This is a genomic window from Bacillus sp. MMSF_3353 (genome assembly GCF_030733445.1).
Lineage (GTDB): Bacteria > Bacillota > Bacilli > Bacillales > Bacillaceae_G > Bacillus_A > Bacillus_A wiedmannii.
Window position 1 is genome coordinate 1 of the sequence record NZ_JASHJA010000055.1, and the last position, 14,293, is coordinate 14,293.

Annotated in this window: 16 protein-coding genes; 9 read left to right on the top strand and 7 right to left on the bottom strand. The window is 30.3% G+C overall.

All coding sequences use genetic code 11. The annotated features are described in order from the left end of the window. The first annotated feature begins 438 nt into the window (after positions 1 to 438). Complete coding sequence (locus RBB48_RS30490; RefSeq protein WP_306008740.1) at positions 439 to 1,002, top strand: hypothetical protein; 564 nt, start codon at positions 439 to 441, stop codon at positions 1,000 to 1,002. Positions 1,003 to 1,013: 11 nt separating this feature from the next. Beyond that, entirely contained in the window at positions 1,014 to 2,165 is a 1,152-nt protein-coding gene (locus RBB48_RS30495; RefSeq protein ID WP_306008741.1) for a hypothetical protein, read from the top strand. A 537-nt stretch (positions 2,166 to 2,702) separates the two neighbouring features. On the opposite strand, the gene RBB48_RS30500 is transcribed toward RBB48_RS30495, so the two are convergent. From RBB48_RS30500 to RBB48_RS30520, 5 genes are all read right to left on the bottom strand, one after another. Next, positions 2,703 to 3,293, bottom strand: coding sequence for a MarR family transcriptional regulator (locus RBB48_RS30500; protein WP_070179585.1), 591 nt, complete (start codon positions 3,291 to 3,293; stop codon positions 2,703 to 2,705). A 380-nt stretch (positions 3,294 to 3,673) separates the two neighbouring features. Then, positions 3,674 to 4,315 (bottom strand): MarR family transcriptional regulator, encoded by a 642-nt coding sequence (locus RBB48_RS30505; protein ID WP_306008742.1) that lies wholly within the window; start codon positions 4,313 to 4,315, stop codon positions 3,674 to 3,676. Between the two features lie 438 nt (positions 4,316 to 4,753). After that, positions 4,754 to 5,947, bottom strand: coding sequence for an ABC transporter permease (locus RBB48_RS30510; RefSeq protein ID WP_306008743.1), 1,194 nt, complete (start codon positions 5,945 to 5,947; stop codon positions 4,754 to 4,756). Beyond that, positions 5,944 to 6,624, bottom strand: a complete 681-nt coding sequence (locus RBB48_RS30515) for an ABC transporter ATP-binding protein (protein ID WP_306008744.1) — start codon at positions 6,622 to 6,624, stop codon at positions 5,944 to 5,946. The genes RBB48_RS30510 and RBB48_RS30515 overlap by 4 nt, the downstream gene beginning before the upstream one ends. Continuing rightward, entirely contained in the window at positions 6,621 to 7,811 is a 1,191-nt protein-coding gene (locus RBB48_RS30520) for an efflux RND transporter periplasmic adaptor subunit (protein WP_306008745.1), read from the bottom strand. Before RBB48_RS30520 ends, RBB48_RS30515 begins: the two co-directional genes overlap by 4 nt. Positions 7,812 to 8,015: 204 nt before the next feature. On the opposite strand from RBB48_RS30520, the gene RBB48_RS30525 reads away from it, so the two are divergent. Together RBB48_RS30525 and RBB48_RS30530 are read left to right on the top strand one after the other, a co-directional pair. Beyond that, entirely contained in the window at positions 8,016 to 8,213 is a 198-nt protein-coding gene (locus tag RBB48_RS30525) for a helix-turn-helix transcriptional regulator (protein WP_000116562.1), read from the top strand. 1 nt (position 8,214) lies between these two features. Continuing rightward, positions 8,215 to 8,685: a DUF6773 family protein gene (locus tag RBB48_RS30530; protein ID WP_025689823.1), complete on the top strand. Its 471-nt coding sequence runs from the start codon at positions 8,215 to 8,217 to the stop codon at positions 8,683 to 8,685. A 49-nt stretch (positions 8,686 to 8,734) separates the two neighbouring features. Here the strand turns inward: RBB48_RS30530 and RBB48_RS30535 are convergent, their stop codons facing one another. Beyond that, the gene (locus RBB48_RS30535; RefSeq protein WP_306008746.1) at positions 8,735 to 10,456 is read right to left on the bottom strand and encodes an ABC transporter ATP-binding protein; all 1,722 of its coding nucleotides are present in this window, start codon (positions 10,454 to 10,456) and stop codon (positions 8,735 to 8,737) included. 212 nt (positions 10,457 to 10,668) lie between these two features. On the opposite strand from RBB48_RS30535, the gene RBB48_RS31830 reads away from it, so the two are divergent. The 5 genes from RBB48_RS31830 (at position 10,669) to RBB48_RS30555 (ending at position 12,834) form a co-directional block, all read left to right on the top strand. Beyond that, a complete protein-coding gene (locus tag RBB48_RS31830) occupies positions 10,669 to 10,749 on the top strand; it encodes a GatA family leaderless bacteriocin (RefSeq protein WP_197535826.1) in 81 nt (26 codons plus the stop codon). A 42-nt stretch (positions 10,750 to 10,791) separates the two neighbouring features. Further along, positions 10,792 to 10,884 (top strand): GatA family leaderless bacteriocin, encoded by a 93-nt coding sequence (locus tag RBB48_RS30540; protein WP_197912999.1) that lies wholly within the window; start codon positions 10,792 to 10,794, stop codon positions 10,882 to 10,884. 62 nt (positions 10,885 to 10,946) lie between these two features. Beyond that, positions 10,947 to 11,039, top strand: a complete 93-nt coding sequence (locus RBB48_RS30545; protein WP_197535825.1) for a GatB family leaderless bacteriocin — start codon at positions 10,947 to 10,949, stop codon at positions 11,037 to 11,039. 44 nt (positions 11,040 to 11,083) lie between these two features. After that, complete coding sequence (locus tag RBB48_RS30550) at positions 11,084 to 11,176, top strand: GatB family leaderless bacteriocin (RefSeq protein WP_000501078.1); 93 nt, start codon at positions 11,084 to 11,086, stop codon at positions 11,174 to 11,176. A 1,085-nt stretch (positions 11,177 to 12,261) separates the two neighbouring features. Continuing rightward, positions 12,262 to 12,834 (top strand): tyrosine-type recombinase/integrase, encoded by a 573-nt coding sequence (locus RBB48_RS30555; protein ID WP_306008747.1) that lies wholly within the window; start codon positions 12,262 to 12,264, stop codon positions 12,832 to 12,834. A gap of 531 nt (positions 12,835 to 13,365) precedes the next feature. Here RBB48_RS30555 and RBB48_RS30560 read toward each other — a convergent pair. Further along, positions 13,366 to 13,920 carry a DUF3967 domain-containing protein gene (locus RBB48_RS30560; protein WP_306008748.1) on the bottom strand — a complete coding sequence of 185 codons (555 nt, stop codon included), beginning with the start codon at positions 13,918 to 13,920 and terminating at the stop codon, positions 13,366 to 13,368. Positions 13,921 to 14,293: the final 373 nt, after the last annotated feature.

Here is a 14,293-nt window from a genome sequence, read left to right on the forward strand (position 1 = left end):
GGGCAAAATGCTCCTGCCTTGGCATGATAAAAGCTGACGCTTTTACATGCCTGCGGTCAGACGCATTCATTTTTGGTTCTCGCTACGCTTAAACCAAAAACAAGCTCGGCAAGCCGAGTGAATGGTCTTCAGGAGCATTTTGCCCTGCGGGATTTTCTTGTCTGAAAGCTACGCATCAGACAAGATTCTTTTTCTAAATCAGCTAGCGTTTCTTAGAAAAAGACAAATAAAAATTGCCTTCAGCAAGTTTATTTGTTTAAACAAAATGCCATGCTTCGCATCACATTTTGAATGAAATTAAATAAGCATTTTTAAACAAATGTTTATTTAATAAAAAACGAACCATGTGTAAATGTTCACATAGCGAAGACACACAGCTTCGCTATGTCCTCCCAAATAATTAAATACACAAATATAGCAAAGACAGGAGGCATCCCTATGGCCGCGCCACGAAAACATATAAGAATTCTAAAAACAAAAGAAATCGAAGGTATGGATATGCTTTGGAAAACTGGAACGGCTACCAAAGAGCAAATGGAAAGAGAATATAGCATCAAAGGAGACCGTCTAAAAAAACTTTGTCATAGCGGATATTTAGAAGAACGCACAGGAAAGATTGTTTTAGGAGAAAAAGGAATAGAAAAGTTTAAAAAAGAGGGTAAAGAATACCAATACAAAACCGGTATAAATAACGCCAAACATGATATTCGTCTCTCTGAAAAATACATCTCTTTGCCGAAAGAAACGAGAGAAACATGGAAAACAGAAAAACAATTGCATTCAGAAGCTCAGAAAAACCCCAGATACGACGATTTCAAAAAAAGAATAGTAGAGTCCCATCCACAAGGAAAATTCCAACCAACGCCCGATGGGGCCGTCTATAGCAAAGTTCATGGCGGTTATATTGCTATAGAGGTGACAACACGTAACTATAAAGAGATTGATATCCAACAAAAACAAGAATTTGCGAAGACATTTTTATCCGGATATGAACAACTATAGGAGGAAAGAACATGGCAATACAACCAACATTTATTGTTCCACATACTTTTTATACAGTACATGAAATTATGGATAATACGAATTCACCCTATATCTTAAACTTACATGACATTCAGGAAGATCCACATAAGAGAAAATTAAGTGATGAATTACATTTATTCATCATGAAGCATTATCATAATCTATTTACATTTATGCTACATCATCAGCCCTACATGTTAAAGTCACAGTTCCTAGATCTATTCGGCTACCAAAAAGGGAAAAAGAATAAATCTAGAACACTTGGTTATACAAAATTAAAAGAGTTAGAGGATAAACTGTTAATTGGTTCTAAATCCTTTTATGGTGCTGAATATATTTATTTATCTTATCGAGCTTACTATTATTTTGGCCAAGAAAAAAAGGTACTACCGATTGCACCCGGAGAGAATGTACTTTTCCGTCACTTTACCCGCATGGAAGACTATCTAGAATTAAGTAAACAATATACAGATCCAATATTATTAACCGCATTACTTTGCTCTCACGAGCATTATTATCTATTACATACAGAACCATTTTTCCCAATTAACCCAATACAAGAAAAAGATACACGTTACTTTGGAGAATACTTCCCAAACAATAAAATACCTAAAAATCTTGATATAGAATTTGTAACAGACTTTCTGATAAAGACAAAACAAGAAAATAGAAGATTATGGTTAATCAATGAAGAGACACCTGAAACTCAACTTCATGTACTCATTACATTTATCGATGAACTTTTTAAAATCCTTACTACACGTTGTTCTCTTAAATTACTTATTAATGATCAAAAAGAATCTTTACGAATCGTAGCAAATATTATCCCGATACCAGGAACATCTTATATCACAACTAATAATCTAATCTCTGATATCTATCATATTGAATTTTTATTAAAGATTTGTTTCCCAACAGTGATAACAAGCTTTACTTTTATTGTGATGAATCAGGATCATGAACGTGAATTAAACAATGTTATAAGTAGAATTACTAAACTTAGAGAAAATAAAAAGAAACTACAACCTTGGCAATCTATGATTGATTCAAAAAACATCAAAATCCGAAATACAAATCTATTTAGACGTTTAAATTTCAATGATTCTTATGAATCACAACGAGAGAAACCACTTCCACAGTAACCACTTATTTATCGTAAGTGGTTTTTGATCTTCCCTCTACTTTTGAGGTAGAGGCTGGCCGGGGTGTGGGGAGACCCCACGTATTGCGTATCTAAAAATAGAGTAAGAATTCATTAAAGAACGTTAAATCAAGCGGTTTGGCTCGTATAATGAATAGCTCAAGCCGATATGCCTAAATCCCACTTTTGAGTTTATCGGCTTGGCGATGAAAGCAAACGAGCCAAAAAAAATTCCGCAAGGATGTTAGAAAAAAGAAAAGTCTTCGACTTTAGCCGAGGATTGACAAGGCGACTTTTTTCTAACAAAGGTGGAGATTTTTGAGTGATTTTCTCAAAAATACTACCTATTCCTTGCGGAATTTTTAGCCTTATTAATATATAGAGTGAGAAGTACAAGTATTTTAAAGTTTAAAAAACACAGTAATATCAAGGGTTTCAAGTTTTTTCGTACGTATCAGATTTGATACACTTTCGTATCAGATTTGATACGTACGAAAAATAAAAAATCTAAAAAAAAAGAACTAGTCAATAGTTCTTTTTAAAATAATTTATTAGGTAAATTTTTAAGTATTTTGTTATTCATAGCTTTTTTAAACATAGTTACTAAAGCTCCTTGAACGTCATCCCTGTTTCCAGCATAAATAATATTAGGATTAATATAAATAACATAAGCTTTTGCATTATTACCTTCAATACCAGATTCAGCTTTAGCTAATATACCTTTTTTAACAAGACTATTAATAACTCTACTAACTTTTGTTCTACTGGTCTCAAGTATTTTTCCTATTTGAGTAATATTTAATGGAGAAGCATATTTTTTAGTAATATCATCAACAATTGCATTTGAATGAAGCCCTATGTGAGCTTGAATATCAAGTAAAAAAATCTTTTCTTCACTAGTCATATAATTTTGTTTTCTCAAATATTCCCAATTCAACTGTAATAATTGGACAAATTTTGCTTTATTTTTTACTTTTTTTTCAGGAATTAATTTCATTCCTCTTGAACTAGCCTTTGCTTGAAGTTGATTTGCTAATTGCATTTCTTCTTCTGATAATATCTTAGAATTCTCGATTTCTCTTAATCTTGCATTCTTTTCTGCTTGTTCTAAATTGATGAACTTTTTCATAAAATAAACTCCTTTAAAATCAATAATTAGCTTTTTACTTATGAAAAGTTAATTATTCTAGCTATATAGATTTTACGTTATATTAAATATTAAAAAATATTCTTATACTCATAAAATGTTAATTTAGAGGTAGAAACTTATTTATAGTGTAAAAGTAAAATTTTATGTACTAAAAAAAGTTACATAAGAATAAATCTATTCCTTACGGAATTAACTCTTATATATAGAGTGAGATAAGAGAAAAAAAAAAAGTGAGGAATACCAAGGGTTTAAAGTGTTCGGGGTGTTAATTTTTTTTAACACCTGTGTTAAAAAAAATTAACACCTATTTTTTAACAAGAACAAATAAAAAAAAAAGTGCAACAGTTAATTACACTTTTTTAAAATAAATATATTGGCAATTTATGCTTTTTTTTAATTCCTTCTATTTGAATATTTCTTAATGATTTTGCAAATATTTGTTGTGTTGCTCTATCGATATCATCTTTTGGTGCATTACATAATATATTAGGATTAACAAACCAAGTACGTGACGAACATGATCGTCCATCTTCAGTTGTTATCCCAGTTTCTGCAACACCTAAAATCCCTTTTACAAGTAAGTCATTCATAATTTTAGAAATAGAAGTTCTTGTTTTTCCTAATTTTTTTGCTAAATAACTTGGAGAAGCTGCATTAGGCTTCAATTCTTCACCATTTCTTTCAACAATAACATTTGATTTAAACTCTAAAAACCTTGAAAGTTCAAATAACAAAGCTTTCTCTGGTTGAGTCAAATAACCAATTTCACATAAATAATCAATATTCTCTGTAATCATTTGCACGAACTTCACCCCATCAGTCCGTTTTTTCTTTTTACCGATAAAATAATCGTCACCTGTTGTACTATGTAAAATCTGTAATAACATTTGTTGTTGTTCAGTTGTTAAACCTATATTAGCTTGTTCTAAAAAATCTTCAACTTTATTCTCTTTAATCTTTGCTTTTCGTTCTGAACTATCAATATTTACAATTTTACTCATTTTTTCCTCTCCTTAATGGTTGAGGAAAACAAACTCCAATGATAAGATATTATTATATAAAATTAATAAATAAGAGTTTGATTTTTCAACCTCTATTCGCTTTAACAAAAAACCCTTTCTGTCGCCAAACTTCGAGGGTTTTTTTGTTTTTAATTTTATCACATCTCTATAAATACTTATACAATATAAAAAACAATCAATTATTATAAGTTATTAATTGTTTTTTATATATTGATGGTAGAGTAATAAAAAAATTAAAAAAGTCAATGATATCAATACTTTAAAGAAGTTTTGTACTTACCTTTTTTGGTAAGTACAAAACTAAGATAATCTTATTAGTAATTCTCAAATCTTATATTAACACTAAAAAACACAATATTAATATATTATGTTTTTTAGTGTTAATAACCATAAAAATAGATATGCATAATTGCATATCTATTCATAACGTAATGATTCAATAGGATCTAGTTTCGCAGCTTTATTTGCTGGAATTAATCCAAAAATAATACCAAGAGTCATAGAAAATAATACTCCACCAACAACAACTTCCCATGAAACAAGAGGAGGCCACCCTGCAATCTTAGAAACAATATAAGCTCCACTATAACCAAGAGCAATTCCTATTAATCCACCAAGAAGTGTTAACATAACCGCTTCGATTAAAAATTGTAATAAAATTTTACTACGTGTCGCTCCAAGTGCTTTTCTAACGCCAATTTCACGTGTACGCTCTGTAACTGATACAAGCATAATATTCATTACACCAATACCACCAACAACTAATGAAATACCCGCTACTCCACTAATAACCATAGTCATGATTTTTGTTAATTGTGAAAGACCTTCTTGTAATTTTTTAAGATCCATAATTTCATATTTTCCAGGGATATCATTTGATTTACGATTATTTAATACATCGACTGCTTTTTTTCCAGCTCTTTCAAGCTGATCAGGCGTCTCTGCTTGAACAACAATATTTTGAATTTCACTTTTCCCATATATTGTTGGCCAAATAGAAATTGGAATTAATAATTCTGGAATACTCATACCCATAAAACCATTATCAGATTTATAAATACCAATAACTTGTAAAGGCTGACCTCTAATTTCAATAATCTTACCAACAGGATTTTCTTTTGGGTAAAAAATATCTTTTACATCTGTACTAATCATCACCACATTACTGCCTTGTTCAACATCAAATTTATTTAAAGATCTACCTTTTTTTACTTTTATTTGATTTACTTCGAAATATTCACTATCAAGCCCTATAACACTTACCATATCTTTTTTTTCATTCAAATTAAGAGGTTCCATACTTGAATTAGTAGCTATAACATGTTTAATTTCTCGGATTTTTTTGACTTCGAAAAGGTCTTCATCTATTATTTGTGGCCTTTCACCTACTGACAGAGGTTCATTCATATCTTCTTTAAATTGAATAGGGACTGTATTATTTCCCGAACCTGAAAACTCAGATTTCAACGACATTTCTCCACCTTGTCCAATTGCAACAACAGTAATAATAGAACCAACACCAATAATAATACCAAGCATTGTAAGAGCAGAACGTAATTTATGAGCTAATATAGAAGATAAAGCAATTTTTAGACTATCTAATAAACTCATACTGCACACCTTCTATCTTCTGTAATTACCCCGTCTCGTAATACAATCCGACGAGATGAATAAGCTGCAACTTCTTCTTCATGCGTAACCATAACAATTGTCGTACCTTCTGCATTAAGCTTCGTGAAAATATCCATAACTTGCTCACCAGACTTCGTATCTAATGCACCAGTTGGCTCATCAGCCATAATAAACGTTGGATTATTTGCAATTGCCCTAGCAATCGCTACACGTTGCTTTTGCCCTCCTGATAACTCATTCGGTAAATGATGAACACGATCAGCTAACCCTACTTTACCAAGCGCTTCTAAAGCACGCTTACGGCGTTCCATTTTCTTCACGCCACCATATACAAGCGGAAGTTCAACATTTTCCACTGCAGAAAGACGCGGAAGTAAATTAAAGTGCTGGAATACAAATCCAATATACTTATTACGAATTAAGGCAAGCTTTGATTCATCTGCTGTTAAGATATTCACATCATTCAACATATATCTGCCTTCCGTTGGACGATCTAAACAACCAATAATATTCATAAGTGTTGACTTACCAGAACCAGACGGTCCCATAATCGAAACAAATTCACCACTCTGAATCTTTATACTAATATCATGCAAAATTGGTACAGCCAACTGCCCTTGATAATACGTTTTAACAATATTATTTAACGTAATCATTTCTCTTTCACTTCCAATCCTTCATACACGTCGTCAGAAGGATTTTTAACCACCTTTTGTCCAACTGTTACACCTTCTACAATCTCTGTCCATTCTCCATCAGTAGAACCTTTTTTCACATTTTGTTTACGAAGCTTCCCTTTTTCCTCAACATAAACAAATGCATCATCGCCTTTTTCTACAATGCTCTTACTTGAAACAGCAATCATCGTCTTATTCTCTAAACTTACTTGCAAAGAAACGTGATAACCTGGAGATAAACCATCTTGACTATCGAGACTTGCTTTATATGTATACTGAGACATATTTTGAGTCGCTTCACCCATACCGCCAGGTTGAGCGATCTCTGAACTCGTTGGGAATTCACTTACCTCTGTAATCTTACCTGTCCACTTCTTCTTGTTATTTGCTTTTGCAGTTACAGTGACTGTTTGGTCCTTTTGAATTTGTGACTTCTGAAGCTCAGTTAACGTACCTTGAACTTGGAATAGGTCTTTAGAAGCTACTTGTAAAAACGCTTTTCCTTGACCGCCTAAGGCTTGAGATGAACTTTGCGCCGCATCTTTATCTAACTTTTGAACAACACCAGCGAAATTACTATAAATCGTAAGCTCTTTCTGCTTTTTACTTAACTCTTCTTTCTGCAACTTCCCTTTTTCTTTCTCAAGATCAGTTGTCTTTTGAGCAATCTCTAACTCACTTACTTGCTCGTCCATCGGATCCGTTACTTCTTTACCAGCTCCGCTATCTTTCGCCTTCTTAATTTCTTTCTTCAACGAATCGATTTTCTTTTTTCCTTGATCATAACGCATATCCGCCATCTTCTGATCAAGCTCAGCTTGCTTCATTTGAAGATTAATTTCTTCATTATCATAAGAGAATAATTTCGTACCTTTCTCTACCTTTTGTCCTTCTTTTACCTCAATATCTTTCACTTTTCCTTTAGTTGGATCAGCATAAAAACTTTCAATATTCTCAGGCTTTACCTGACCAGAAATTAACTTCGAATTATTAAACTTACGTTCTGTTACCTTTTCAAAACTAACAGAATCTGTATTTACTGAACCCTTTTTTTCCCCTTGCATAATAAAAATATTAATAGCAGCAACAATAATAATTAACGCTATAACTCCAAATATTATCCATTTCTTTTTCTTTTTTGGAGTACGAACCGTATTTTGTAACATTTTCTTGCTCCTTTATTTTTTAATTTTTATATTTAAATAATAAATTATTAAGTCGGAATAAACAACAATAAATATACATTTTTTTCAAAAAATATAAATATAAATTACCTAAGGTAATATATATCTAAATTAAAGCAATATATATGTTGCATTTTTAATTGAGTTAATTTAATATATAGATGAAGTTGATAAAGGGGTGATTAAATGTCTGTAAGTAAAATAAAAATTGCAAGAGTTGAAAAAGGCCTGACTCAACAAGAATTAGCCGATATTGTAAACGTAACGCGACAAACAATTAGCCTTATTGAAAGTAATAAATATAACCCTTCTTTAAAATTATGCATTCATATAGCTAAAACATTAGATAAAAGTTTAGATAAATTATTTTGGGAGGAAAATTAAAATGGAAAAACTTAAAAATTGGTTTTCACTTAGTACACACTCAGACGAAAGAATTCAACAAATTGAAATGAAAATTTGGGCCCAATCGGGAATTGTTGTCCTATTTTTAGCTTTTATAGATTTCATAATAAGAGGATTATATCTACAACGCCCATTTTTAGAATGGGCCGCTACGTTAGCAATTATAATCTGTTATATAGTATTCTTTTTAATTAGATCCGCTCTAGCTGGTGTTTATGAAACAGACATTAACAATAAAGAACAATTAAACAAAAAAATAAAAGAAAAAATGGTTAATACTTTTATTTTCTGTATTGTAGCAATAAGTATTACTACATACCGAAATCAGTTGCCTGAAAATACAATCGGCTGGCTCTTAGTAATTTTAAAATTTATTATAGTTTTCAGCTTAGTATTTGGTATTCAATATCTTATTACTAAATTTACATGGTACAAAAATAATAAAAACTAATAAATATAGCTCTTCCTAATTAGGAAGAGCTATATTTATTAGTTTTTATCTAAGAAGTCATTTTTTGTTGATTTGATAAAAGTTGATATAATTTATTACTTTTAATTAATTGATCATGCGTACCAAATCCTGAAATCCCACCCTGATCTAAAACAACAATTTGATCAGCATTTTGAATAGTAGAAATACGATGAGCAATCACTATAGTTGTTTTTTTATAAATAAGATTATCTAGTGCATGCTTAATCATATTTTCTGAATTAGTATCAAGATTTGCTGTAGCCTCATCTAATAATAAAAATGGTGTATCTCTTAAAAATGCTCTAGCAATAGATATACGTTGTTTTTGACCTCCTGAAAGATTAATACCTCTTTCACCTAAAATAGTATCATATCCATCTGAAAAACTTGTTATAAACTCATGACAGTTTGCCAAAATAGATGCATTTATAATTTCATCTTTAGAAACTTCTCTTTGAATACCATACGTAATATTTTCACGAATTGTACCTGCTAATATAGGACAATCTTGTGAAACATAACTAAACATAGATCTCCATTTATTAAGGTCTATATTCAAATGAGATTTTCCATCCAATATAATTTCTCCTTTAAGGGGATCATAAAATCTTTCTAATAAATAAAATAAAGTAGTTTTTCCAACTCCACTAGGACCTACAAGTGCAGTAACAGTATTAGGCATAATTTTTAAATTAATATTTTCAAAAATATTCTTTTCACCATAAGCAAAACCAATATCCTTCAATTCTAGTGTTCCAAATGATGGTTCTTCTAAAAAATCATTTTTATTTTTTTCATCATCTTCATCTAGAATATTAAAAATTCTTTCCGTAGACCCTTTAGCCGATTGAACACTTGTAATAAAACGACTCATCACACCCACTGGTCCTACAATTTGAAATAAATATAAAATAAATGCTAATAACTCACCAGAAGAGAGATAGCCTTCACTTACTCTATATGAACCAAATCCAACTACAACAACTATAATGAGAGTAATTGATACAGTCATCAATGGAATCAAAATAGCTTCTATTTTCGCTCTTTTCATTCCATTTACATATAATTCTTCTATTTTCTTCTTACCTCTTTCAAATTCAAAATCCTCTGTACCATAAGATTTTATTAAACGAATTTCGCCAAGAACTTGAGAAAGTAAAGCTGTAAATTCCGACATTTTCTCTTGTTGTTCATAAGATACTTTATAAATTTTCCTACTAATTGGTATAACTATGAATAAAGTAACTGGAACAGCAGATAAAAGTGTTAAAGTCATAGGAACATCTAATAAAAACAAAATAACAACAGCACCAATCATAGATAATCCACTTGAAAACAAATCAGCGATTTCATTTGATAATAAGTTCATAGTAACTGTTGTATCATTAGTAACACGACTGATAATCTCACCAGGTTGATTTTTACTATAAAAATCAACTTTAAGGTTTAAAATTTTTCTCCAAATTATTTTCCTTAAATTAAGAACAACTTTTTGTCCCACCAAAGATAAAAGATACAAAGAAAACGACATTGAAATAATTTCAACAATTAATAAAAATAATACTAAAACTAATAATTCATATGAAAAACCTTTGGAAAGCTGTTCAATCTGCTCTTTTAATATTAAAGGTATAATTAAAGAACAACCTGAATTAATTACACCTAATACTATCCCCCCAAAAAGTTTAACTTTGGGAGGAGTTGTAATTTCCCATAAAGCTTTTAAACTAACATCTGTCTCTTTCTTCACAATACATAAACTCCTTAGTCTATTATTTAATAATTTACATTTCTTAAAAATTAAGATTTATACATATAAAATCACCTAACTAAATAATCAGTTTTTTAAAACAAAGCCATTGACAACATTGTATTATCATAATATTATTTTCACAAGATGTAATTTTACAAATTTATCATTAAATGAAAATAAAATACATATAAGAAAGAAGGTGTATTATAATGGCTAAAATCGGTAAATGGGTTGTTAAAGGTGCAGCAGGCTATCTAGGTTGGGAAATTGGAGAATCGATCTGGAAATAATTTTTATTATTTTACAAAAAACAAAGAAAGGAGGTAAAAAATATGGGAGCTGTTGTTAAAGGTGGACTTAAAATTCTAGGTGGAACTGCCGCAAGTTGGTTAGGCTGGGAAGCTGGAGAAAGATTTTGGAAATAATTTCAAATTAAATAAAAATATTTCTAAACTTTATTTTTAAAATTAAAAGGAGGTGAAATATAATGGGAGCTGTTATTAAAGCTGGTTTAAAATTAGTTGGTGGCGGAGCTGCTGGTGGTTTTACATACGGTGGTTTAAAAAAATACTTCGGTTAATAAATAATAATTAAATAACTAAATAAGAAAGGAGATGAAATATAATGGGAGCTCTTATTAAAGGTGGTCTTAAAGTTTTAGGTGGCGGCGCATTAAGTGGTGGCGCAGTCTATGGTTTAGAAAAACTTTTCAGATAATAAATAAAAAACCAACTTAATTTTCAAGTTGGTTTTTTTATTTATAAATATAAATAATAAGAAATTCGGATTATTTAATTCTCTTACCAGTATATCCTTCAACAAGGCCCTTATAAAATTCCATATAATTAATCCACATTTAACATTCACCTCCTACAATACTTAACTAAATAATTAGATATTATTTAAACCAACTACCGATTGTACGACCAAGTTCACGCCATGCTGACATAATTATCACCTCTTTTATATAAATTAAAAAAAGATTAGTTACGAGAACTTCCACCCATTGGAAGAATCCAATTAACAAGCATAAAGCCTACACGAACCATTAATAAACACCTCTTAATTTTAAAATTTAATATAAAGATTATAGGATATCCTTATATAGTAATAACATATAATTACTTAAATGTAAATATATGATAATGTTTTTTCTGTTTTTTTATATAAAATTAATTTTTCCACTTTTAATTGTTAACGCATACATTTATTTGTATTCAAATTATAAAAAGCTATTATTTATTTTTAAAAAATAATAGCTTTTTATAATAACGAATAGTTTGAATAATACATAAAACGCATAAAAACATGAATACAAACATATATATAACCTTATCATTAAAATAAAAATTTATCGAAAATATCAACATAGCTAAAGCCGATGGACCATAAAATAGTATATTACTTCTCATTTTATTTTTAGAAAAATTCGTGTTCATTTTTTCACCTCTATATTAATAAATCTTATTTATTTTTAATAATAATATTAGCATATAATCTCTTCAACAATCATTCTAATCTTTTATTAAATTCCCCATCATAAAAAGATATAATCATTGCCCTTCTTTCTCTGCAAAATTTTTCTAAATACAGATTCAATTAATATTGTTAAATATAAAATTTTTAATTAAATTAAAACATAATAAAAAACAAATCTTTACTGGAACAAATGTAAACTTTTGAATATTAGTTTACATTCATTTCCCCTTAATCATTGACTTACCACCAAATCCACTGATATTCTCAATTTATATGATAAAAGTATACATTCAAAACACTATAAATAAAGAGGTCATAAAACCATGAACAAAAAACCACATCTCATTGATGTCCAACCCATTCGTAGCAAAGAACAGATCGAAGATATGAAATGGGCCCTTAAACGTCACTGTTCCGAACGAGACTATATTCTCTTTCTTATTGGAATTCATACCGGACTACGCGTAAGTGATCTACTCCAACTCGAAACACAAACCATAATAAAACTAAAACGGAAAAAACGAAAAGAATTTAAAATTAAAGAAGGAAAAACGAAGAAAGAACGTATGATTAATCTTACTTCTATTTTTGATGAAGTATACTCTTATGCCCAAACACTAAAAAGCATCTGGTTATTCCCTTCTCGAAAAGGAGAGCGACCCATTAGTAAGATTCAGGCTTATCGACAATTGCAAAAAGCCGGAAATTTTGCCAGTGTAGAATCCATTGGTACCCACACCATGCGCAAAACCTTCGGCTATTGGTTCTATAAACAAACAAAAGACGTAGCTATGTTACAAGACATACTCAATCATAGTACTCCACAAATTACACTTAAATATATTGGAATTAATAAAGAAGAAAAAGATAACATACTCGATATATTCTACATTTAACCAGGATTCAAATAATTAAAAAAAGAGGGATTCTAATAAGCATCCCTCTTAAAATATATATTTTTATTTGTAATTCCATGCACGATTTAATATACGAACTAACATCGATCCCATATATTCCCCTCCATTCTTGCTTATATATTAATTAAAATAATACCATAAATGAAATAAAATGTAAATCCTTTATTCTATATAATAAAATAAATAAATAAAAAATATTTATAACAAGGGAATGCTTGTAGACTGATCTATACTGCATTCCCTTATTCTATGTATGCTATATTTCTATTCTTCTTTTTCCGACATTAGAACTTCTACCCAAAACACTTGGTTTTTGCCCTAATCTGGGGAACCGTCCTACACTTTTTATTCCACGGTTCACTTGACTACGAGCCTCTACACCCTCAAACTCCCAAAGATAACCCCAGCGGGCAAAAACCGCCCTTCTGGGGCCACCTCTGGTGAGTTTGCATGAGGGTGCCCCTCATAGTAAAGCGACTTTCGCGGCATAAACGCTTCAGACTCTGATCTTTACTTCCAAAATTTATACCATTTCTTCTCATTATTAGCTGCAATCATTTGTTTTACTTCTTGAAGTTCTCGCATAACCGTTATAACTGCTTTATCTCGATCATTAATTTGTTTCTTTTCAACAGCATTGGAATCCACTAATAATTTTTGCTGTGATTCTAATAAATTTGTTAATTGATTTATTTGCTCACTCTGCGTTTGTAACTGTTTTTGCTGTATTTCAGCTGTACTTTTTAACTCATGTAATAACGCCTTCAAATCACTATCTTCAGGAGTTATAACAGTCATAACTGTCTCTGTATTTTTCAATCCTTCTTCCTCTAAAAGAAGTTTACAGGCTTCTTCTAATGTAACTTGCGGCATGTTTTTTAATTCAATTAATCTTTGTAATAATCTTAAATCATAGTCACTAAATATAACTCGTCCTTGCTCATCACGTTTAAAAACATAACAGTTATAACTCTCAATCAACAAATAATATTTCTTAACTGTAGAGGGCGACACCCTTAATCTCTTTGCAATTTGATTTACACTCTCATAAACAACAGAAGTCATAACAGTTATAACCCCCTCTTTTAATATTAAATCTTCGTCATAACAGTTATAACTGTTATGACACCTCTATCTTATCATCATAACAGGATTTTTTTCTATCAATCATTTTAACAATACTCAGATATTATAATATAATTTTAATTATATTATAATATCTATTAACATATCATAAATAATCAAGTACATATTCTCCCCTTTGGGGAGCTTGATTTATCCGCCCTAACGGCGTCAAATCAAGAAGTTCAAGAGCTTTCCACTGATAATCTTACCGTCCTACGTCCTGTAAGATTCAAGCAGGGCAAAATGCTCCTGCCTTGGCATGATAAAAGCTGACGCTTTTACATGCCTGCGGTCAGACGCATTCATTTTTGGT

Bases quoted from the DNA above. Each gene is read 5' to 3' on its own strand.
- RBB48_RS30490 (WP_306008740.1), top strand. From the start codon at position 439: ATGGCCGCGCCACGAAAACATATAAGAATTCTAAAAACAAAAGAAATC.
- RBB48_RS30495 (WP_306008741.1), top strand. From the start codon at position 1,014: ATGGCAATACAACCAACATTTATTGTTCCACATACTTTTTATACAGTA.
- RBB48_RS30500 (WP_070179585.1), bottom strand. From the start codon at position 3,293: ATGAAAAAGTTCATCAATTTAGAACAAGCAGAAAAGAATGCAAGATTA.
- RBB48_RS30505 (WP_306008742.1), bottom strand. From the start codon at position 4,315: ATGAGTAAAATTGTAAATATTGATAGTTCAGAACGAAAAGCAAAGATT.
- RBB48_RS30510 (WP_306008743.1), bottom strand. From the start codon at position 5,947: ATGAGTTTATTAGATAGTCTAAAAATTGCTTTATCTTCTATATTAGCT.
- RBB48_RS30515 (WP_306008744.1), bottom strand. From the start codon at position 6,624: ATGATTACGTTAAATAATATTGTTAAAACGTATTATCAAGGGCAGTTG.
- RBB48_RS30520 (WP_306008745.1), bottom strand. From the start codon at position 7,811: ATGTTACAAAATACGGTTCGTACTCCAAAAAAGAAAAAGAAATGGATA.
- RBB48_RS30525 (WP_000116562.1), top strand. From the start codon at position 8,016: ATGTCTGTAAGTAAAATAAAAATTGCAAGAGTTGAAAAAGGCCTGACT.
- RBB48_RS30530 (WP_025689823.1), top strand. From the start codon at position 8,215: ATGGAAAAACTTAAAAATTGGTTTTCACTTAGTACACACTCAGACGAA.
- RBB48_RS31830 (WP_197535826.1), top strand. From the start codon at position 10,669: ATGGCTAAAATCGGTAAATGGGTTGTTAAAGGTGCAGCAGGCTATCTA.
- RBB48_RS30540 (WP_197912999.1), top strand. From the start codon at position 10,792: ATGGGAGCTGTTGTTAAAGGTGGACTTAAAATTCTAGGTGGAACTGCC.
- RBB48_RS30545 (WP_197535825.1), top strand. From the start codon at position 10,947: ATGGGAGCTGTTATTAAAGCTGGTTTAAAATTAGTTGGTGGCGGAGCT.
- RBB48_RS30550 (WP_000501078.1), top strand. From the start codon at position 11,084: ATGGGAGCTCTTATTAAAGGTGGTCTTAAAGTTTTAGGTGGCGGCGCA.
- RBB48_RS30555 (WP_306008747.1), top strand. From the start codon at position 12,262: ATGAACAAAAAACCACATCTCATTGATGTCCAACCCATTCGTAGCAAA.
- RBB48_RS30560 (WP_306008748.1), bottom strand. From the start codon at position 13,920: ATGACTTCTGTTGTTTATGAGAGTGTAAATCAAATTGCAAAGAGATTA.